This window comes from Streptomyces sp. JLBG701 (assembly GCF_058544905.1).
The window spans coordinates 3640243-3659073 of sequence record NZ_CM178588.1 but is presented as its reverse complement, the minus strand read 5'-3'; the positions used below and the strand labels follow the sequence as shown (position 1 = coordinate 3659073).

Below are 18831 nucleotides of genomic sequence, written 5' to 3'. Positions count from 1 at the left end.
CACAGGGCTCAAGAGGGGTGGGGGGTTCAGAGGATCCGGTCCAGGAACTGGCGGGTGCGTTCGTGTTCCGGTGCGGAGAAGAAGAGGTCCGGGGACTTGTCCTCCACCACCTGGCCGTCGGCGATGAACACCACCCGGTCGGCCGCCGCTCGGGCGAAGCCCATCTCATGGCTGACGACGATCATGGTCATGCCCTCCTCGCGGAGCCGGATCATGACGTCGAGGACCTCTCCGACCATCTCCGGGTCGAGTGCCGAGGTGGGTTCGTCGAAGAGCAGCAGTTCCGGGCGCATGGCCAGGGCGCGGGCGATGGCCACCCGTTGCTGCTGGCCGCCGGAGAGCTGGGCGGGGTAGGAGCCGGTCTTGTCGGCGAGGCCCACCATCGCCAGCAACTCGCTTGCCGCGAGGCGTGCTTCGGCCTTGGAGACGCCGTTCACGTGCACGGGGCCGGATGCCACGTTGTCCTGCGCGGTCATGTTCGGGAACAGGTTGAACTGCTGGAACACCATGCCGGTACGCCGCCGTTGGACGGCGATCCGCCGTTCCCGCAGGGCGCCCCGATCGCCGTAGCCGATCCGCTCGCCGCAGATGCTGACGGTGCCCGAGTCGGGGGTCTCCAGGTGGTTGAGGGTGCGCAGGAAGGTGCTCTTGCCGCCGCCCGACGGGCCCAGGACGAGGACGACTTCCCCCCGCCGGACGGTCAGGTCGATGCCCTTGAGGACCTCGACGTCGCCGTACGACTTGCGGACCTGGCGCGCTTCGACGACCGTCTCGATGCTCATCGGGTCTCCATTTCGAGGGCCGGTACGGCAGCGCTCTTGATACGGCGGCCGGCGCTCGGCCCGGTCTGGTGGCCGCGGCCGACCCGGATCTCCAGCCACCGCTGGACCAGGCCCCACAGGGTGGTCATCGCGAGGTAGTACAGGGCCGCCGCGGTGAGGCCCTCCAGGACCCGGAAGTTGGTCTGGACGGCGAACTGGGTGCGGCGCAGCAGCTCTTCGACGGAGATCACTGAGACGAGCGTGGTCGTCTTGAGCAGGCCGTTGAAGCTGTTGCCGAGCGGCGGGACCATCACCCGCAGCGCCTGCGGCATGACCACCACCCGGAACACCTTCCAGGGCGGCATGCCCAGCGCGCGGGCGGCCTCGGACTGGCCGCGCGGGACCGACAGCACCCCGGCGCGGACGATCTCCGAGAGGTACGCCGCCTCGTTGAGGACCAGACCGGTCAGGGCCGCGCTGATCACGCCGAGGCGCAGGCCCAGCTGGGGCAACCCCGTGTAGATGATGACCAGTTGGACCAGCAGGGGGGTGCCGCGCATCAGCCACACGTAGAAGCCCGTGACCGCCCGGACCGGTGCGAGGCGGGACGCTCTGCCGAGCGCCACGAGCACGGCGAGCGGAAGGGCGAGCGCCATGCTGACCGTGGTCAGCCAGATCGTCGTCCAGGCTCCCTGAACGAGCTGGGGGTTGCTGAGGAAGGAGAAGAAGGCATCCCAGGACCACATGGCTCTCGCCCTTCGATCGCTACTTCGCGCTGATCGCGCCGGTGGTCACCTTGAGGTCGCCGGTGTAGGCCGTGACGCCGTACTTCTTGAACAACGTGGCCAAGTAGCCGTTGTCCCGAAGGGTGTTGAGCGCGTCCGCGACCGCCTCGGCGGGCTTGTCCTTGCCGAAGCCGAGGGCGAGCGGGGCGGGGTTCATGCCCTTGACCGCCGTCTCGAAGCGGCCGTCCTTCTGGTAGTAGCTCGTCACCGACTCGACGATGGCCACTCCCTCGACCTGGCCCGCGGACAGTGCCTGGTAGGCGTCGGCGGTGGTCGTGAAGGAGCGGATGGTGATCTGCGACTTCCCGGCGGCCTTCAGTTCCTTGTTCAGCGCGGTGAGGGTGTCGAACTCGTAGCCCGGGGCCTCCACGGCGATGGTCTTGCCGGACAGGTCGTCCTCGGAGGTGATCTTCTTCGGGTTGCCCTTGGCGACGGAGACGGAGACGCCCTGGATCTCGTACGGGACGAGCTTGATGGTCTCGGCGCGCTCCGGGGTGTAGAACATGCCGGTGTCGATCATGTCCCAGCGGCCCGACTGGACGCCGGGGATCTGCGCGTCGAAGGGGATGTTGACGAACTTCGGGGTGAGACAGAGCAGTTGGGCTATCTCGTTGCCGAGGTCCACCCGCATGCCGACGATCTTGTTGGAGTCGTCCAGGTACTGCATGGGAGGCAGGGTCGCGTTGGTCGAGATCGTCAACGTGCCCGCCGTGACCAGGTCCGACTTGGCCACCTTGGGCGTGCAGCCGGTCGGGGACGCGGCGGCGGACGACGAGGACGAGTCCTCGCTGCCGCAGGCCGTCACCGTCAGAAGCAGGGCGGCGGCGGAGGAGGCCGCGATGAGAAGTCTGCGCACGGTCGGTTCACCTTTTTCCGGTGCTGGTGGAACAGGGGTGCAGCCCGGCCTCGTCGAGCGACTCGGACAGACCGAGCAGCGCGGACGGGTCCTCCAGGGGGAGCAGTGGGGGGCGTACATGCCCTCCGGGCTGCCCGAGCAGCCGCATGGCGGCTTTGAGCTGCGAGGTGGGTGAGGCGAACCGTGAGCTGTAGTCGTCGTTGACGAGCAGGTTCACAAGCCGTTCGTAGCGTGCGGACCATTCCCGGGCCCGGTCGAGGTCACCGGCCCAGTAGGCCTCGTAGAAGGGGACGGCGAACGGCGCGCCGAGGCCGCCGCCGTCGATGTTTCCGGCGCCGCCGAACTCGGCCATGACGGCCATGCCCCGGCGGTGGATGAAGCGGCCGAAGACCTGGACCTTCCCGGCCAGGGCGGCGCAGGTGTCCGCGACCTTCAACTCGTCGCCGGAGCTGTCCTTGACGGCCACCACGGTGTCCAGTTCGGCCAGCCTGGCCAGGGTGTCGACGCTGATGTCGACGGCGGTGCCACGCGGCCAGTTGTAAACCATGAGCGGCAGGTCGACCGCCCCGGCGAGGGAGGCGTAGAAAGCGTGGATCTCGTCCTGGCTCGGATGGACGTAGGGCGGCGGGGTGGTGAGGATGCCGTCCGCGCCGATCGAGCGGGCGTGTTCGCCGTACCGGGCGGACTCGGCCGCGGTGTACGCGCCGCAGCCGATCACCACCGGTATCTGTCCGGAGAGTTCGGCGACCGCGATCTCGGCGACCCGGTGGCGCTCCTCGGGGGTCTGGGAGAACCACTCGCCGGTCGTGCCGTTCACCAGGACCCCGTGGACGCCGTGTTCGGCGTACAGCGCGAGCAGTGCCCGCCAGGCGTCCTCGTCGAGGGAGCCGTCGGCGGCGAAGGGGGTGGGGGCGGCGGGCCAGTAGCCGCGCCAGGGGACGGCACTCGAAGTCGTCATGCTGTGCTCCGTGTGGGATCGATTGCACAGCACGGTGGCAGCGGAAATGGGCGGAGGTCAATGTCGTTCTGGCTGGAAACTGCTTGTGAAACGCATTGTTTACGCCACTGACTTCACCGGATCTGCCATCATGGCGATCTCGACTCCGCGTGTGAGCAGGGTCGTATGGGATCGATTTCATGATCGGATCAGATCGGATCGGGGGTGGGCCGGTGGCAGTCACCTTGGACGAGGTGGCCGAGGCGGCGGGGGTCTCGAAGAGCACGGCCTCGCGGGTGCTCAGCGGGTCGAGCCGGGTCAGCGACCGGACGAAGCGGGCGGTGCAGTCGGCGGCGGAACGGCTCGGGTACCGGCCGAACCGGATCGCCAGCGGACTGCGCACGCGGCGCAGCAACCTGGTCGGGCTGGTGATAACCAACCTGGTCAACGCCTCGTTCCACGTCATCACCGAGGTGCTTCAGCAGCGACTGGACGAGCGCGGCTACCAGGTGCTGCTGTGCGTCACGGACGCGGATCCGGCGCGCGAGGCCCGTTACCTGGACATGCTGCTCGACCACCGGGTCGACGGGCTGATCATCGTGGGCACCGGGGACAACACCGAGATGGTCCGGCAGGTGGGGGCGGCCGGCATCCCGGTGGTCAACCTGATGCGCACACCCGAGAACGTGCCCGGCGACTCCGTGATGGCCGCCGACCGGGAGGGCGCCGAGCTGGCCGTCCAGCATCTGCTCGGGCTAGGCCACCGGCGCATCGCCTTCATCGGCGGGCCCGCGCACATCGACTCCGGACGCGACCGTTACGCCGGGTTCGCCGCGGCCCTCGCCGCCGCCGGGCTCGAACCCGATCCCGACCTGTGCGCGCGGGGGCCGTACACCATGGCGTTCGGTGCGGAGGCGGCCCGGCGGGTGATGGGCGCGGAGCGCCCGCCCACCGCGCTGTACAGCGCCAACCACGAGGCGACGTTCGGGACCCTCGGGGCGCTGGTCCAACTCGGGGTCCGGGTGCCGGAGCAGCTCTCCCTCGTGTGCCACGAGGAGGCCCCCTGGTTCTCGTACTGGCACCCGCCGATCACCGTCGTCGACAACGGCGCCCGCGACCTCGGAGAGCTCGCCGCGGAGCAACTGCTGCGCCGCATCGACAGCCGGCCCGACAACGACGGGCCCGGTCCAGAGAGCGCCGGGCGGCTCATCCGCGTCGGCTCCCGGCTGGTGGTACGCAGCTCGACGGCGGCCCCGGGTCGGCCGGGGTGATGGCCGGTTCCTCCGGAGACCGTGGTCTTCGCCGGCCATCACTGTCAGGGCAGGAGCCCCAGCACGTCCGCCAAGCCGCGCTCACCGGTGCGGTGTTCCGCCGGGAGGATGTAGGTGCGTAGACCGCAGGCGGCCGCGCCGCCGTCGCGGAGTGGGTTGTCGCCGACCATGAGGGTGGCGCGGGGGTCGGCGCCGAGGTCCGCGCAGGCTTTGAGGAACAGCTGGGGGTCCGGCTTTTCGCGGCCCTGCTCGTAGGAGATGACGGACGTGTCGATCAAGGCGTCCAGCCCGTGGTGGGCGAGGTGGATGCGCAGGTCCCAGGCGAAGTCGCTGACGATCGCGATGCGCAGTCCGCGTTCGCGCAGGGCGCCCAGGACCGGCTCGGTGTCGGGGTAGGGGATCCACGCGTCCGGGGCGGTGAGCTCCCCGTAGGCCTCCTCCTCCGCGCCACGCAGGAAGTCCACCTGCTCCCACCAGGCCTGCATGGCGCGGCGGTGCCGGCCGGAGGAGAGATCCCGGCCCTCCTGCTCGGCGACCACGGAGGGCAGCCGGAAGGCGGCCCTCAACTGGTCGGAGATCTCGGCCACCGCGCCGGGCTCGTCCAGCAGGGCAAGGCGGCCGGCGGCGGCGCCGACCCGGCGCAGCCAGGTCTCCAGGTCGATCATCTGGAAGAGGGTGTTGCTGAAGTCGAACAGGACGGCCTGGACCGGGGGCACGGGCGCGGCCATCTCGACGTCGCTGGGGCGGTAGGTGCTCGGTGTCTCGAACAGGGTGTGGATCACGGGGAGGACTCTTCGGATTCGACCGACTCGACCGACTCGACCGACTCGGCGGGCTCGATGGTCTCTACGGTTTCGACGGGGACTCCGAGGCCGCGTATGGCCGCGAGTTCCGCGTCGGAGATGCCAGTGTCGGTGATGACGGCGTGGTAGTCGGCCACGGTGCCGTAGGCATACGTGGCGGTCTTGCCGAACTTCGTGTGGTCCGCGAGGAGCAGCGCTTGTTCGGCGGAGGCGAGCATGGCCAGCTTCACCTCGACGTAGTCGTTCAGGGGGTGGAAGAGGCGGCCTTCCAGGACGGCGGTGGCCGACATCAGGGCGAGGTCGGCGCGGATCCGGGACAGGGCGCGGGTGACGGTGGGGCCGGTGCAGGAGTTGAAGTCGCCCCGGTAGTGGCCGCCCAGCAGCGTGACGCTCACGCCGGGCGCGGAACCCAGGCGCTGCGCGAGGCCTACGGAGTTCGTGACGACGTGCAGCTGATCCAGCTCGGCCAGCGCCGGGACCAGGGGGAACAGGGTCGTCGAGTCGTCCATGAGCACCGTGCTGCCCGGCCTGATCCGACCGGCGACGGCCGCGCACAGCGCGTGCTTGGCCGCGAGGGCGCTGTTCTCACGGAAGCGGGTGGCCGTCTCCATGGTGAGGGCGGGGAAGGCGACGGCCCGCCCGCGCTCCTTGCGCAGCAGGTGGCGCCCGGCGAGGTCGTCCAGGTCCCGGTGCATGGTCATCAGGCTGACGTCGAAGTGCCGGGCGAGGTCGTCGATGCGGGTCTCGCCGTGTTCGGCGACGTACCGCAGCACGGCCTGGCGCCGATCCTCGACGGCAGCCTGTGACAGTCGCGTACGGGCGGTCACAGCGCCCTCCCTTCCCGGTCGCTCCGGTCTCGAAGTTTCCCACACGGGCCGGTGGGGGCAGGGCGCTGTCCGGCGCGCGGGCCTACGGAGCGCCCACGGTGACCAGCACCTTGACCTGCTCGGGGTCGACGGATGCGGCGAAGGCCTTGGCGGCGTCCTCCAGCGGATAGGTGGCGGTGACGATCTCGGCCGTGTTGATGGCGCCCGAAGCGATCAGGGACATCGCGATGCGGTAGTCGTCCCCGGTGTACATCAGGGTTCCCTCGATGCGGATCTCCCGGTCCTGGACCAGGTCGAGGCGGACGGGGGTGGTCCCCGCGGCTCCCACGCCGACGACGATGACCGTGCCGCCCTTGGCGACCAGGTCGATGGCCTGGGCCATGGACCGCTCGCGTGCCACGCAGTCGAAGACCACGTCGACCGGACCGCCGAGCGCCGCATGCGCCTGCTCGACCAGGTCGCCGGCGTCGGCGGGCAGAGCCGCGTCGGCGCCGAGGCGCAGAGCGCGGTCCCGCTTGGCGTCCAGCAGGTCGGTGACGGCGATCTTCGCGGCGCCCGCGTGCCGGGCGGCGGCGAGGACGAGCAGTCCGATGGGCCCGGCGCCGAGGACGACGACCGTACGTCCGGTGAGGTCCCCGGCCTTCGCCACGGCGTGCACCGGGGTGGCCAGGGGCTCGACGAGGGCGGCCTCGATGTCGGTCATGCCCTCGGGGACACGGTGGACGCGGTCGGCCGGGATGGTGAACAGGTCGGTCATCGCGCCGGGCGTCTGGCAGCCGAAGACCTTCAGTTCCTGGCAGATGTTGTAGCGGCCGGAGAGGCACTGGGGGCAGTGGCCGCAGTACAGGTTGGGTTCGATGATCACCCGGTCGCCGGCCGCGAAGTCCTCGGCCCCCTTCCCGGCAGCGGCGACGACGCCGACCGCCTCGTGACCGGGACGGTAGGGCAGGTCGATGAAGGGATGGTGCCCGGCCGCCGCATGCGTGTCGGAGCCGCACACGCCAACGACCGTGGTGCGTATGAGGAGTTCGTCGTCCCCGGGGACGGGGGCGGACACCTCCTCAAGGGTGATGTCGTCGAGGGAGCGGACGAGAACGCGGCGAATCTGCTCGGTCATGGTGACGGGTTCCGTTCGGTGGGGGGGTGTTCACGCGGTGGTGGCGCGGCTGGGCTGGATCTTGCGACTGATACCGGCCAACGGGTCAGGGCTGCCCACACGGGCGGACGTTGCGGGCCGTCCCAGGAGGCCCGCCCTCACTTCACCGCCCCCAACGACAGCCCCCGCACCAACTTGTCCTGCGCCGCGAACCCGGCGATCAGCACCGGCAGCGACACCAACGTGGCCGCCGCGCACAACCGCGCAAGGAACAGCCCCTCGTTGGTGATGAACCCGACCAGGAACACCGGCGCGGTGGACGCCTGGGTCGCGGTGAGGTTCACGGCGAACATGAACTCGTTCCAGCTGAAGATGAAGCAGATCAGCGAGGTGGCAGCGAGTCCGGGCATGGCGACGGGTGCGACGACCCGCCACAGCACGGTGAACAGGTTGGCGCCGTCGACCTCGGCCGCCTCCAGGATCTCTTTCGGGACCTCGGCGAGGAAGGAGCGCATCATCCACACCGCGATCGGGAGGTTCATGGCGGTGTAGAGGACGATCAGCGTCCACACGTTGTCCAGCATCCCGGCGTCCTTGACGATCAGGTACACCGGCAGCAGGGCCGCGATGGCCGGGAGGAACTTCGTCGACAGGAAGAAGAACATCACGTCGGTCCACTTCTCGACCGGCTTGATGGACAGCGCGTACGCCGCCGGTACCGCGAGGGCGAGCACCAGGATCGTCGAGATGATGCTGGCCATGGCCGAGTTGAGGAGGAAGGGGGTGATGTCCCGGCTGAACAGCAGCTTGTACTGGTCGAACGTGACGGGGGCGAAGGGGGTCGGCGGGTTGGTGGCCGCGTCGGCCTCCTGGTGGAAGGAGGTGAGGACCATCCACGCCACCGGCGCGAAGAACGCCAGCGTGGCCAGCCAGGCGACGAACGTCCACAGCGGCGACAGCTTGGGCGCACCGCCCTGGTCGTCGGGGCGGCGGCGCAGGAGCTTCCCGAGCCTCGACCCGGGAGCGGCGATGGTTGCGTGAGTCATCGGGAAACCTCCTCGCGGAACAGCGACGCGATGGTGCGCAGCGCGAAGGTCGCGATCACGATCGAGCCGAGGACGACGACGACACCGGCGGCGGCCGCCTCGCCGTACTCGTACTTGCGGAACATGGTCAGGTAGATCTCGTAGGGCAGGTTGGTCGTCTGTGAGCCGGGGCCGCCCTGGGTGATGGTGTAGACCGCGTCGAAGGTCTGCACGACGTAGATCGTGCCGAGCAGGACGCCCAGCTCGATGTACTGGCGCAGGTGCGGAAGCGTGATGAAACGGAAAGTCGCCATCGCCGACGCCCCGTCCATGCGGGCCGCCTCCAGGACGTCACCGGGCTGCGCCTGCAGGCCGGCCAGGAGGATAAGCATCATGAACGGGGTCCACTGCCAGACCAGCGAGATGACGACGGCGGGCATCGGGTACGACGAGATCCAGTCGACCGTGGGGCCGTTCTCCGCGCCGAAGAACCTGTATACGGCGTTGAGGGTGCCGTTGAGCAGGCCGTAGTCGGGGTTGTAGATGGCGTGCTTCCACAGCAGCGCCGCCGCGACCGGCATGACCAGGAACGGTGCGATGAGCATCGTCCGCGCGAGGCCGCGGCCGACGAACCGGCGGTCGAGCAGCATGGCCAGGCCGAGGCCGAGGATCACGCTGATGAGCACCACCGACGCGGTGAGTACGACGGTGTTGAGCACCGCCGTGCGCAGCCGCTCGTCGGTGAAGACGAACTTGAAGTTGGACAGGCCGACGAAGTGGCGGTCGCCCGGCTTGAGGATGTTCCACTGGAAGGTGGAGATCACCAGCGTTGCCACGAAGGGCAGTTGGGTGACGATGATGGTGAAGATCAGCGCCGGCAGCAGCGGGATACGGCGCCGCCATTTGCTGATGCCCGAGGGCATGCGGTGGCGGGCGGGCGGTGGTGCGGTCTTGGGGGGTGCGGTGAGCGTGGTCATGGATGGTTCCTCTGCCGGTGACAACCGGAGTCGGGGAAGCGGTGCCCGGCCGGCGTCGCGGCCGGCCGGGCACTGAAGGTCACTTCTGGTAGGTCTTGGCGACTTCCTCGGCGAGCTTCTGGCCGTCGTCGAGTGCCTTGTCCACGCTGGTCTTGCCGGCGATGGCGGCGGAGATCTCCTGGGTGACCTTGGTGCCCAGGTCCTGGAACTCGGGGATGGCCACGTACTGGATGCCCACGGTCGGCCTCGGCTGGACGCCCGGGTTGGCCGGGTCGGCTCCCTCGATGGACTTCAGGGTGATGTCACCGAAGGAAGCGGCGGCCTTCTTGTACTCCGGGAGCTCGTAGGTGCTGGCCCGCTTGCCGGCCGGGACGCGCGACCAGCCGAGCTTCTCGCCGACGAGGCTCTCGTACTTCTTGCTGGAGGCCCACAGCATGAACTGCGAGGCGGCGTCGGCGTTCTTCGTGGTCTTCGGCATGGCCCACGACCAGGCCCACAGCCAGCCGCTGCTGTCCGTCTCGACGGTCGGGGCGTACGCGTAGCCGACGTCACCGGCGATCTTGCTGGAGGCGGGGTCCTCCAGGGATCCGGCGGCGCTGGTCGCGTCGTACCACATCGCGACCTTCTTCTGGCTCAGCGCGTTCAGACACTCGGTGAACCCGGCCTGCGGGGCGCCGGACTCGCCGTGCTCCTTGACGAGGTTGACGTAGAACTCGGTGGCCTTCTTGAAGCCGCCGGTGTTGACCTGCGCCTTCCAGTCCTTGGTGAACCAGGTGCCGCCGAAGGTGTTGACCATGGAGGTCAGCGGCGCACCCAGCTCGCCCCAGCCGGCCAGACCGCGCAGGCAGATGCCCTTCATGCCGGGCTCGGCGCCGTCGACCTTGGCCGCGATGTCGGCGATCTGCTGCCAGGTCGGGTGCTCGGGCACGGTGATGCCCTTCGCCTTCATGACGCTCTTGTTGTACATGAGCATCGAGGACTCGCCGTAGAACGGCAGGGCGTAGAGCTTGCCGTCCGAGCCGGTTAGCGACTGGACCATCGGCTTGAGCAGGTCGGCCTTGTCGAAGCTGGTGTCCTTGTCGGCGTAGGAGCCGAGCTCGTGCAGCCAGCCGTTCTTCTCCCAGATCGGCACCTCGTAGGCGCCGATGGTGGCCACGTCGTACTGGCCGGCCTGGGTGGCGATGTCCTGGGTGACTTTGTCGCGCAGCTCGTTCTCGGGAAGGATCGTGAAGTTGACCTTGATACCGGTGTCCTTCGTGAACGTGCTCTTGGTCAGCTTCGCGATGTCCTCCATCTGCGGGTTGCCGACCATCAGGACGTTGATGCTCTTGCCCCCGTCCGAGGACCCGCCGGCTCCGGCTCCGGAACAGGCGGTGGCGAGGAGGGCGGTGGCGGCGGCGCCGGCTATGAGGGCGTATCTGGTCGATCGCATGTGACGGGGGACCTCTCGTGCGGGATGCGTCCCTGGGGGGTCGGGCGCGTTTCGATGGCCGAATTATTATCAGGAGAGTGCGCCGTTGTTAACACATCTTGCGAGAAAAGTTCTCAGAAGTTATCGCTAAGTCGTCTCGTCAAGCGTGATCCGCCGTACGAGCCTCAGGCCTCCGGCGCGTCCAGCCGGGCCCAGACCGGTCCGAGCGCCTCCAGCGCCTCCCGGTACACCTCGTACGCCTCGTCGAGTACGGCGACCCGGTCGGGGCGGGGTTCGTGGCGTCTGAGCACGGCGGCTTCGGCCCGCGGGTCCGTCACGTCGTCGAGCAGACCCACGGCGGTGGCGGCGAGCAGAGCCGCGCCCCGGGCGGCGCTCTGCTCCACGTCGGTCACCACCACCGGCCGCCGCAGGGCGTCGGCGAACATCTGGCTCCACACCTCGCTGTGCGCGGCGCCGCCGGTCAGCCGGGCCGCCGCCTCGCTGACCGGCAGCTTCGAGCAGAGCGCGTCGACGTGCCAGCGGTGATTGAGTACGACGCCCTCCATCAGGGCCCGCAGCAGATGGCCGCGGCCGTGCCAGCCGCGCAGACCGAGGAACGTCCCGGAGGTGGGATGCGGGTGCGGGGAGCCGTAGACGAAGGGGTGGAACAGCACCTCCGACGGACCGTGCAGATGCGCCTCGACCTCGCGGCCGATCGCCTTGTGTATGCCGTCCCGCTGCTCGGCCGGTGCGCCCGTGACCCGCAGGAACCACTCCAGGTTCGCCACCGACGCCGGTGAGGTGGACATGGTCATCCACTGTCCCGGGCGGACGAAGTGCCGGACCTGCCAGCGCGGATCGACGACGGGGCGTTCGCTGACCACCTGGTTGATGCTGAACGACCCGGCGATCAGGCACAGTTCGCCCGGCGTCGTACCGCCGATCCCGAGCGCGGCGGCGTCGACGTCATGGGCGCCGGTGACGACCGGCGTGCCGGGGGTGAGCCCGGTGAGCGCCGCGGCCTCGGGGGTGACGGTGCCGCTCACCGCGTCGCAGGCCAGGACGGGCGGTAGCAGGTCGGCGAGCGCGCCGAGGCCGTAGAGGTCGAGCAGTTCGGGTGAGTAGCCGCCCCGCCGCATGTCGGCGAAGGAGGCGCTGGCGTCCGTGGGATCGGTGGCGACCGCGCCCGTCAGCTTCAAACGCAGCCAGTCCTTGCAGGACAGCAGCCAACGGGCCTGTCGCAGCACCCCCGGCTCGTGGCGGGCGAGCCAGGCCAGCAGGGTGGCCGGGGAACCCGCGAAGGGCACCGTGCCCGACAACTCCAGGGCGCGGGACCAGACTTGAGTGCCCCGCCACTCCTCCAGCACCGGTTCGGCGCGCGAGTCCATCGCCACGATCGCGGCCCGTACCGGCCGGCCCCGCCCGTCGACGGCGTACAGCCCGTCGCCGTGCCCGGCCAGCCCCACCGCGGCGACGGACCGCCCCGCGTCCGGACCCGCCTGGGCGAGGCAGGCGGCGATGGCCTGGTGCGCCGTCCGCCATACGTCGTCCATGTCCCGCTCGACCCAGTGGGGGTGAGGGGTGTCCAGCGGCAGCGTGCCGCTGCCCCGCGCCACCGGTCGGCCGGTGGCGTCGAACAGCACGGCCTTGGTCACGGTGTGTCCCGCGTCGACACCGAGCACCAGTTCACGCGCCACCGCTCACACCCACCCCGCTTCGAGGTCGTAGTCGATCGTCCCACGGGGCAGGTTGACGCGCCCGGACAGCCGAGGGTACAGAAGTCTCCGTTACTTGATCCTTCAAGTCATATCGCTTGACCTTTCAAGTTATCGAGCCTACGTTTAACTTGAATCGTCAACTTGAGGAGCAGGAAATGCGCGCACTCAGCGTTCCCGCCGCCGGGCAGCCGCCGGAGATCTCCGACCAGCCCGTCCCCTCTGCCACCGAGGGAACCGTCCTGGTCAAGGTCAAGGCCGCCGGCCTCAACGCCCTCGACAACGGCCTCGCCATCGGCGCCATGGCCGAGATGCTGCCCCACCTGTACCCGCTCGTGCTCGGCCGCGACGCCGCCGGCGTGGTCGAGGCGGTCGGCGAGGGCGTCGACCACGTCAAGCCCGGCGACGAGGTCTTCGGACACATCCTGCTGGCCCCTCCCATCCAGGCCGGAACCATCGCCGAGTACGCGGTGCTGCCCGCCGCCGCGGTCGCCGCCAAACCCTCCGCGCTGGACTTCGTGACCGCCGCCGCCCTGCCCCTGTCCGGCGCCGCGGCCCTGGGCACGGTCGACGGCATCGACCCCCAGCCCGGGCAGACCGTTCTCGTCGTCGGCGCCGGCGGAGGAGTCGGCTCCTACGCGGTCCAGCTCATCGCGGCCCGTGGGGCCACCGTCATCGCCACCGCGACCGCCGACGACGCCGAGCGCCTCAAGGGTCTCGGGGCCACCATGGTCGTCGACTACACGGCCGGTTCCGTGGCCGACCAGGTCCGTGCCGCCCATCCCGACGGCATCGACGCCCTCATCGATCTCGTTTCCTACTCCGCCGAGTCCCTGCCCCTGGACCTGCTGACCAAGGGCGGCAAGGTCGCGAGCACACTCGGCGCCGCCGACGAGCAGGCCCTGGCCGCCCTCGGCCTCACGGGAACCAACGTCATGGCCGCACCCACCCGCGAGGTCATCGCCCCGCTGGCCCGACAGGTCGCCGACGGCACCCTGACCGTCGACGTCACCACCACCCTGCCCCTCGCCCAGGCCGCCGAAGGCCTCGCCACGATCGCCTCCGGCGCCGCCCGCGGCAAGATCGTCGTCACCTTCGACAGCTGACCGCACGCTCGCAGTTGACAGTGTCACAAGGATCCGCGATGACCGGCACAGCCGAACGAATGCCCACGCTCTACGTCTCCCACGGCGCCCCGCTGCTGGCCGACGACCCGATCTGGCCCGCCCAACTGGCCGCGTGGTCCGCCGAGTTGCCCAAGCCGAAGGCCATTCTGATGATCTCGGCACACTGGGAGGACGCGCCGCTCGCGATCGGCGCCACCACCACCGTCCCGTTGATCTACGACTTCTACGGCTTCCCGGCGCACTACTACGAGGTCACCTATCCCACGCCCGGTGCCCCGGAACTGGCGGACAGGGTCCGCAAGTTGCTGCGCACCACGAACACGCCGACCCAGGACTTTCCCGACCGCGGAATGGATCACGGCGCATACGTGCCGCTGAGGGAGATGTACCCCGACGCCGACATCCCGGTCCTGCAGATCTCCCTGCCCACTCTCGATCCGCGCCGACTCATGGACATGGGCCGCAAGCTCGCCCCGCTGCGTGACGAGGGCGTGCTCATCATGGGCAGCGGATTCTTCACCCACAACTTCCAAGCCATGAACATGGAGAACCGAGTCCACCCCGCGCTGGCCGAGTTCGACCACTGGGGCAGCGAGGTCCTGGACGCACAGGACTTCGACGCCCTGCTGGACTTCGAGCGCAAGGCCCCGTCCAGCCGGCTCGCCCATCCGCGCAGCGACCACCTGGCCCCCCTGTTCGTCACCCTCGGCGCCGCACTCGACGAACTGGCAACCCAGCGCAGCGTCATCGAAGGCTTCTGGCTCGGCATGGCGAAACGATCGGTCCAGTTCGGCTGATCGGTCCTACTGGTTGGGGCAGGGGTCCTCAAGGGTGATCGCGTTGTTGATACGACGACCGATGTCCCGCAGCTGCTTCTGCTGGGCCTTGGTCAACGGGTCGAAGACCAGGCGGCGTACCTCGGCGACATGGCCGGGTGCGGCCTCGACGACCTTCTCCCAGCCCTTGTCGGTGAGGATCGCGCGGGTATAGCGCCCGTCGGCCGGATCCGGGACGCGGTAGACCCACTCCCGCTGCTCCAGCCGCTTGACCACATGGGACAGACGGGAGAGTGACCCGTCCGCGAACAGGGCCAGTTCACTCATCCGCAGGTTGCGCTCCGGCGACATGGAGAGCCCGGCCAGCACCTGGTACTCGAAGTGGCTGATGCCCTCGTCCCGCTGGAGCTGTGTGTCCAGCGCGGCAGGGAGCCGCATGAGTGTCCGGGCGAGGGCCATCCAGGCCTCGCTCTCGTCGGTGTTCAGCCAGCGTGGCTCATCGTCGCTCATACACCCAAAGATAACTTGAAACGTCAAGTCAGCGGAGGTTGGTAAAAATGGCAGATCTCACCCGCAGAGGGATACTCGGGGCCGCAGCGGTCGGTGTCCCGGCGCTGGCCGTCCCGGCACTCGCCACACCGGCGGCCGCGTCGCCCGCGTCGTGGCGACGCGAGAGCAGGTTCCAGCAGGAACTGGAGAACACGAAGGACTTCCACGTCGCGGACTTCGTCGCCTGGAACAACAAGGACATGGACATGCAGCGGCACTTCCACGCCGCCGATGTCGTCGTGGAGTGGGGCGGGGTACGCACCGAGGGCGTCGAGCCGCACATCGAGGCCATGCACCGGTTCCAGGTGGAGGCCCCCGACGCCCTCGTCGCCACCCACCAGCCCAATGTGGCGCGGGGCGACTGGACGGCCACCATCGGCGGCATCCCCACCATGGGCGTCCGGATGGCGACCGTGGCGCAGTGGCGGGGCGGCCAGATCATCCGCGAAATCCTCTTCATGCGGGAACTGCCCGCCGAGGAGACACCCCGCCCGACCGAGCGCCCCTCGCTCACCCTCACCAACCCCGACAACGAGGACCTCAGGCGCATCGTCGGCGTGTACCCGGGCTGGAGCTGCGCGATCCACGGCTCCGCCCTCGGCAGCCGGACGGTCACCTTCACGAAACGGGAGAAGGGGCTGATCGTCGAGCAGTACGTCTTCGCCGAGTGAGGGTCCAAGCCAACGCTCAAGGAGCTGCTGTGAAGTCCACCCGCAGGGCATGGATCTGAGCCCTCACACTCGGCGTACTGGCCGCGAGCGGTACTGGGCACCAGTGAGGAAGCCCAGTTGCAGAAGCTGTACCGGCAGGCCGTGGCCGAGGGCGGAGCTCTCACGACGAGCATCACGTCGTCGCGGACGTCGCCCACCTCCAGACCCCCGTCCTCTACTACTGGAAGCAGCTCACCGACACATACGGCTTCGGCTACGTCAAGAAACTGCTGGCCCAGAACCCCAGGTTCGTCCGCGACTCCGCCCACCTGATAGGCACCGGCGACTTCGACTACAAGAACATGAACCCGCTCGGCCTCAGCGAGTTCATGAGCGACCGCACCGCACTCGACCGCTACAAGAGGCGCATCACCCTGTACGTCGGTGAGGTTCAAGGCGTGCGCCCGGCCGACCCCGAGGACAGGCTCGGCCTCTACCCCGTCGACCAGAACGGCACCCAGGGCTGACGCGCCGTCCGCCGCCTCAAGGGGACCCGCGGGATCAGCAGACCAGGAACCGGCTCAGCAGGCCCGAGCGCAGATGGCGGCCGTGGTTGAGCCTGGCCGGGTTGGTGCACATCAGCCCGATCCCGGCCTGTGCGCGGGGGCCGTACACCATGGCGTTCGGTGCGGAGGCGGCCCGGCGGGTGATGGGCGCGGAGCGCACGCCCACCGCGCTGTACAGCGCCAACCACGAGGCGACGTTCGGGACCCTCGGGGCGCTGGTCCAGTTCGGGGGCCGGGTGCCGGAGCAGCTCTCCCTCGTGTGCCACGAGGAGGCCCCCTGGTTCTCGTACTGGCACCCGCCGATCACCGTCGTCGACAACGGCGCCCGCGACCTCGGAGAGCTCGCCGCGGAGCAACTGCTGCGCCGCATCGACACTGAACACCTCGGGAAACACGGCCCGGGCGCGGCGATGCCGCCCGGGGACAGACCGTCGGCGCACAGACGCGTGACCCGGGTCTGTCGCGCTTGGTCAAGAGCCTGTCGCCTGATGCCCACCCGCCGGCTGCCGGTACTCCGACGATCGAGGCAGACTCGATCCGAGGGGAAGACAGATGAGCGCAACAGCGGCGACCGGCACTGTCCAGGTGCGGGGTGCGTGTCCGCACGACTGCCCCGACACCTGCGCGATGAGGATCACCGTCACGGACGGCAAGGCCGTGAGCGTGGCCGGTGACCGGGAGCATCCGTATACCAGCGGTGGCCTGTGTGTGAAGGTCGACAACTACCTGGACCGGGTGTACAGCCCGGACCGTGTGCTGTACCCGATGCGGCGCACGGGGCCGAAGGGCAGCGGCCGGTTCGAGCGGATCACCTGGGACCAGGCACTGGACGAGATCGCGGACCGGTTCCGGGCGATCTCCGCGGAGTTCGGCCCCGAGGCCGTCATGCCGTGCAGCTACCTGGGCACCCAGGGAATCCTGAACGGGCTCAACGTCGGCGACCCCTTCTTCGCCAAGCTCGGCGCCACCGTCACCGAGCGCACCTACTGCGACTCCGGCTCGTGCACGGCGTACACGATGACGATCGGCGACTGCGCCGGGGTGGATCCGGAGAGCCTGGTCCACTCGAAGTTCATCCTGATCTGGGCCTGCAACGTGATGAGCACCAACCTTCACCTGTGGCCGTTCATCGCCGAGGCCCGTAAGCGGGGCGCCACGGTCGTCGTGGTGGACCCGGTGAAGACCCGTACCGCGAGGGCCGCCGACTGGCACATCCCGATCCGGCCGGGCACCGACGGAGCTCTCGCGCTGGCGATGATGAACGTGATCATCGAGGAGGGACTCACCGACGACGCCTACATCGCCGACCACACGGTCGGCTACGGCGAACTCGCCGAACGAGTACGGCAGTACACCCCCGAGTGGGCCGCCGAGGAGACCGGGGTGCCCGCCGAGGACATCCGCCGGCTTGCCCGCGGCTACGCCACCGCCCAGCCGTCGGTGATCCGTATCGGGGTGGCGGTGGAGCGGCATGCCGGCGGTGGCCAGGCCGTCCGGGCGCTGGCCTGTCTGCCCGCGCTGGTCGGTGCGTGGCGCAACCCCGGTGGCGGGATTCTGCAGTTGCCGCTGTGGGCGTTCCCGGTCAACTGGGGCGCGATGATGCATCCGGAGATGCTCGAACCCGGTAAGCGGGTCGTGAACCAGTACCTGCTGGGGCAGGCGCTCACGGGTGGCCTCGAACTGGACCCGCCGATCAAGGCGTTGATGGTCTACAACTCCAACCCCGTGGTCGTCTGCCCCGATCAGGAAAGGCTGATCGAGGGCCTCAAGCGGGACGACCTGTTCACCGTGGTCAGTGAGCAGTTCATGACCGACACCGCCCAGTTCGCCGACATCGTGCTGCCCGCCACCACCCAGCTGGAGCAGGACGACATCATGTTCTCCTGGGGCCACCTCTACGTCACCTACAACCACCGCTCGATCGAGCCCCTCGGCGAAGCGGTGCCCAACACGGAGATGTTCCGGCGGCTGGCGGCGCGGATGGGCTTCACCGACCCGGTGTTCCGGCGCACGGACGACGAGATGATCGCGGAGGCGTTCGACTGGTCGGCGCCCGCCATGCGGGGCATCACCGTCGAGTCGCTGAAGGAGAAGGGCTGGCAGCGGCTGAACCTGCCGCCCGCGGACCAGTACGCCCCGTACGCGCACGGCGACTTCCCCACCCCGTCCGGGAAGGTGGAGTTCAAGTCCTCCATCGCCGAGACAGTCGGGAACTTCGTGGTGCCGCTGTTCCGGCAGGGCTCAAACGACCACCAGCCGGGCACCCCGGTCGATCCGCTGCCGCACTACGTGCAGCCTCGCGAATCGGTGCGCACCAACCCCGAGCTGGCCGCGCGGCACCCGCTCAGCCTGATCACCCCGAAGCCGCACGCCTACCTGAACTCCAGCAGCGCCAACCTGCCGTTGCACCGGCGCGTGCAGGGGGAGCCCACCGTCCTCGTCCATCCCGACGACGCCGCCGAGCGCTCCATCGCCACCGGCGACGACGTGCGGGTGTTCAACGACCGCGGCTCGTTCGTGGTCAAGGCAAAGGTGGACAAGTCCGTCCTGGCGGGCGTCGCGGTGTCGGCGTACGGCGGCTGGCGCATGCACACGAAGTCGCTGTCCACGATGGCGTCCCTGAATCCCACGGTCTTCGCCGACCTGGGCAACGCGCCCACGTTCTCCGACACACTCGTCCAGATTGAGAAGGTCTGACC

Annotated in this window: 18 protein-coding genes and 1 pseudogene; 7 read left to right on the top strand and 12 right to left on the bottom strand. The window is 69.2% G+C overall.

Annotated elements, in window-relative coordinates; all coding sequences use genetic code 11:
- Positions 1 to 26: 26 nt before the first annotated feature.
- Genes AC5DRG_RS16675 through AC5DRG_RS16660 form a run of 4 tightly spaced genes read right to left on the bottom strand, consistent with a single transcriptional unit; the run spans position 27 to position 3360 of the window.
- Positions 27 to 782: an amino acid ABC transporter ATP-binding protein gene (locus tag AC5DRG_RS16675; RefSeq protein WP_491811295.1), complete on the bottom strand. Its 756-nt coding sequence runs from the start codon at positions 780 to 782 to the stop codon at positions 27 to 29.
- Positions 779 to 1507, bottom strand: coding sequence for an amino acid ABC transporter permease (locus tag AC5DRG_RS16670; RefSeq protein ID WP_491811294.1), 729 nt, complete (start codon positions 1505 to 1507; stop codon positions 779 to 781). Before AC5DRG_RS16670 ends, AC5DRG_RS16675 begins: the two co-directional genes overlap by 4 nt.
- Positions 1508 to 1526: 19 nt before the next feature.
- Positions 1527 to 2402 carry an ABC transporter substrate-binding protein gene (locus AC5DRG_RS16665; protein ID WP_491811293.1) on the bottom strand — a complete coding sequence of 292 codons (876 nt, stop codon included), beginning with the start codon at positions 2400 to 2402 and terminating at the stop codon, positions 1527 to 1529.
- 7 nt (positions 2403 to 2409) lie between these two features.
- Positions 2410 to 3360 carry a dihydrodipicolinate synthase family protein gene (locus tag AC5DRG_RS16660; protein WP_491811292.1) on the bottom strand — a complete coding sequence of 317 codons (951 nt, stop codon included), beginning with the start codon at positions 3358 to 3360 and terminating at the stop codon, positions 2410 to 2412.
- Positions 3361 to 3572: 212 nt separating this feature from the next.
- Here AC5DRG_RS16660 and AC5DRG_RS16655 point away from each other — a divergent pair, with 212 nt between their 5' ends.
- Positions 3573 to 4610, top strand: a complete 1038-nt coding sequence (locus AC5DRG_RS16655) for a LacI family DNA-binding transcriptional regulator (protein ID WP_491811291.1) — start codon at positions 3573 to 3575, stop codon at positions 4608 to 4610.
- 44 nt (positions 4611 to 4654) lie between these two features.
- Here the strand turns inward: AC5DRG_RS16655 and AC5DRG_RS16650 are convergent, their stop codons facing one another.
- The 7 genes from AC5DRG_RS16650 to AC5DRG_RS16620 form a co-directional block, all read right to left on the bottom strand.
- Positions 4655 to 5392 carry an HAD family hydrolase gene (locus tag AC5DRG_RS16650; RefSeq protein ID WP_491811290.1) on the bottom strand — a complete coding sequence of 246 codons (738 nt, stop codon included), beginning with the start codon at positions 5390 to 5392 and terminating at the stop codon, positions 4655 to 4657.
- Positions 5389 to 6240: a DeoR/GlpR family DNA-binding transcription regulator gene (locus AC5DRG_RS16645; protein WP_491811289.1), complete on the bottom strand. Its 852-nt coding sequence runs from the start codon at positions 6238 to 6240 to the stop codon at positions 5389 to 5391. Before AC5DRG_RS16645 ends, AC5DRG_RS16650 begins: the two co-directional genes overlap by 4 nt.
- 82 nt (positions 6241 to 6322) lie before the next feature.
- A complete protein-coding gene (locus AC5DRG_RS16640; RefSeq protein WP_491811288.1) occupies positions 6323 to 7357 on the bottom strand; it encodes a zinc-dependent alcohol dehydrogenase in 1035 nt (344 codons plus the stop codon).
- 137 nt (positions 7358 to 7494) lie between these two features.
- The gene (locus tag AC5DRG_RS16635) at positions 7495 to 8382 is read right to left on the bottom strand and encodes a carbohydrate ABC transporter permease (protein WP_491811287.1); all 888 of its coding nucleotides are present in this window, start codon (positions 8380 to 8382) and stop codon (positions 7495 to 7497) included.
- Positions 8379 to 9338 carry a carbohydrate ABC transporter permease gene (locus tag AC5DRG_RS16630; protein WP_491811286.1) on the bottom strand — a complete coding sequence of 320 codons (960 nt, stop codon included), beginning with the start codon at positions 9336 to 9338 and terminating at the stop codon, positions 8379 to 8381. Before AC5DRG_RS16630 ends, AC5DRG_RS16635 begins: the two co-directional genes overlap by 4 nt.
- 79 nt (positions 9339 to 9417) lie before the next feature.
- Positions 9418 to 10770: an ABC transporter substrate-binding protein gene (locus AC5DRG_RS16625; protein ID WP_491811285.1), complete on the bottom strand. Its 1353-nt coding sequence runs from the start codon at positions 10768 to 10770 to the stop codon at positions 9418 to 9420.
- A 164-nt stretch (positions 10771 to 10934) separates the two neighbouring features.
- Positions 10935 to 12446, bottom strand: coding sequence for an FGGY-family carbohydrate kinase (locus tag AC5DRG_RS16620; RefSeq protein WP_491811284.1), 1512 nt, complete (start codon positions 12444 to 12446; stop codon positions 10935 to 10937).
- Between the two features lie 176 nt (positions 12447 to 12622).
- On the opposite strand from AC5DRG_RS16620, the gene AC5DRG_RS16615 reads away from it, so the two are divergent.
- Positions 12623 to 13570: an NADP-dependent oxidoreductase gene (locus AC5DRG_RS16615; RefSeq protein ID WP_491811283.1), complete on the top strand. Its 948-nt coding sequence runs from the start codon at positions 12623 to 12625 to the stop codon at positions 13568 to 13570.
- Between the two features lie 38 nt (positions 13571 to 13608).
- Positions 13609 to 14388 carry a dioxygenase family protein gene (locus AC5DRG_RS16610; RefSeq protein WP_491811282.1) on the top strand — a complete coding sequence of 260 codons (780 nt, stop codon included), beginning with the start codon at positions 13609 to 13611 and terminating at the stop codon, positions 14386 to 14388.
- A 6-nt stretch (positions 14389 to 14394) separates the two neighbouring features.
- Here the strand turns inward: AC5DRG_RS16610 and AC5DRG_RS16605 are convergent, their stop codons facing one another.
- The gene (locus AC5DRG_RS16605; protein WP_491811281.1) at positions 14395 to 14877 is read right to left on the bottom strand and encodes a MarR family winged helix-turn-helix transcriptional regulator; all 483 of its coding nucleotides are present in this window, start codon (positions 14875 to 14877) and stop codon (positions 14395 to 14397) included.
- A gap of 47 nt (positions 14878 to 14924) precedes the next feature.
- Here AC5DRG_RS16605 and AC5DRG_RS16600 point away from each other — a divergent pair, with 47 nt between their 5' ends.
- The 4 genes and pseudogenes from AC5DRG_RS16600 to AC5DRG_RS16585 all read left to right on the top strand — a co-directional run bounded on the left by AC5DRG_RS16600 (position 14925) and on the right by AC5DRG_RS16585 (position 18829).
- Positions 14925 to 15587: a hypothetical protein gene (locus tag AC5DRG_RS16600; protein ID WP_491811280.1), complete on the top strand. Its 663-nt coding sequence runs from the start codon at positions 14925 to 14927 to the stop codon at positions 15585 to 15587.
- 341 nt (positions 15588 to 15928) lie between these two features.
- On the top strand, positions 15929 to 16093 hold the full coding sequence (locus AC5DRG_RS16595) for a hypothetical protein (RefSeq protein WP_491811278.1): 165 nt from the start codon (positions 15929 to 15931) through the stop codon (positions 16091 to 16093).
- A 149-nt stretch (positions 16094 to 16242) separates the two neighbouring features.
- Positions 16243 to 16455 (top strand): annotated as a pseudogene (locus AC5DRG_RS16590) (substrate-binding domain-containing protein); the annotation flags it as partial.
- A gap of 229 nt (positions 16456 to 16684) precedes the next feature.
- Positions 16685 to 18829, top strand: a complete 2145-nt coding sequence (locus tag AC5DRG_RS16585) for a molybdopterin-containing oxidoreductase family protein (RefSeq protein ID WP_491811277.1) — start codon at positions 16685 to 16687, stop codon at positions 18827 to 18829.
- Positions 18830 to 18831: the final 2 nt, after the last annotated feature.

What these genes read in the sequence shown, in the direction of transcription:
- AC5DRG_RS16675 (WP_491811295.1), bottom strand. Translation starts at nt 782, where the DNA reads ATGAGCATCGAGACGGTCGTCGAAGCGCGCCAGGTCCGCAAGTCGTAC.
- AC5DRG_RS16670 (WP_491811294.1), bottom strand. Translation starts at nt 1,507, where the DNA reads ATGTGGTCCTGGGATGCCTTCTTCTCCTTCCTCAGCAACCCCCAGCTC.
- AC5DRG_RS16660 (WP_491811292.1), bottom strand. Translation starts at nt 3,360, where the DNA reads ATGACGACTTCGAGTGCCGTCCCCTGGCGCGGCTACTGGCCCGCCGCC.
- AC5DRG_RS16640 (WP_491811288.1), bottom strand. Translation starts at nt 7,357, where the DNA reads ATGACCGAGCAGATTCGCCGCGTTCTCGTCCGCTCCCTCGACGACATC.
- AC5DRG_RS16635 (WP_491811287.1), bottom strand. Translation starts at nt 8,382, where the DNA reads ATGACTCACGCAACCATCGCCGCTCCCGGGTCGAGGCTCGGGAAGCTC.
- AC5DRG_RS16630 (WP_491811286.1), bottom strand. Translation starts at nt 9,338, where the DNA reads ATGACCACGCTCACCGCACCCCCCAAGACCGCACCACCGCCCGCCCGC.
- AC5DRG_RS16625 (WP_491811285.1), bottom strand. Translation starts at nt 10,770, where the DNA reads ATGCGATCGACCAGATACGCCCTCATAGCCGGCGCCGCCGCCACCGCC.
- AC5DRG_RS16615 (WP_491811283.1), top strand. Translation starts at nt 12,623, where the DNA reads ATGCGCGCACTCAGCGTTCCCGCCGCCGGGCAGCCGCCGGAGATCTCC.
- AC5DRG_RS16610 (WP_491811282.1), top strand. Translation starts at nt 13,609, where the DNA reads ATGACCGGCACAGCCGAACGAATGCCCACGCTCTACGTCTCCCACGGC.
- AC5DRG_RS16605 (WP_491811281.1), bottom strand. Translation starts at nt 14,877, where the DNA reads ATGAGCGACGATGAGCCACGCTGGCTGAACACCGACGAGAGCGAGGCC.
- AC5DRG_RS16600 (WP_491811280.1), top strand. Translation starts at nt 14,925, where the DNA reads ATGGCAGATCTCACCCGCAGAGGGATACTCGGGGCCGCAGCGGTCGGT.
- AC5DRG_RS16595 (WP_491811278.1), top strand. Translation starts at nt 15,929, where the DNA reads ATGAACCCGCTCGGCCTCAGCGAGTTCATGAGCGACCGCACCGCACTC.
- AC5DRG_RS16585 (WP_491811277.1), top strand. Translation starts at nt 16,685, where the DNA reads ATGAGCGCAACAGCGGCGACCGGCACTGTCCAGGTGCGGGGTGCGTGT.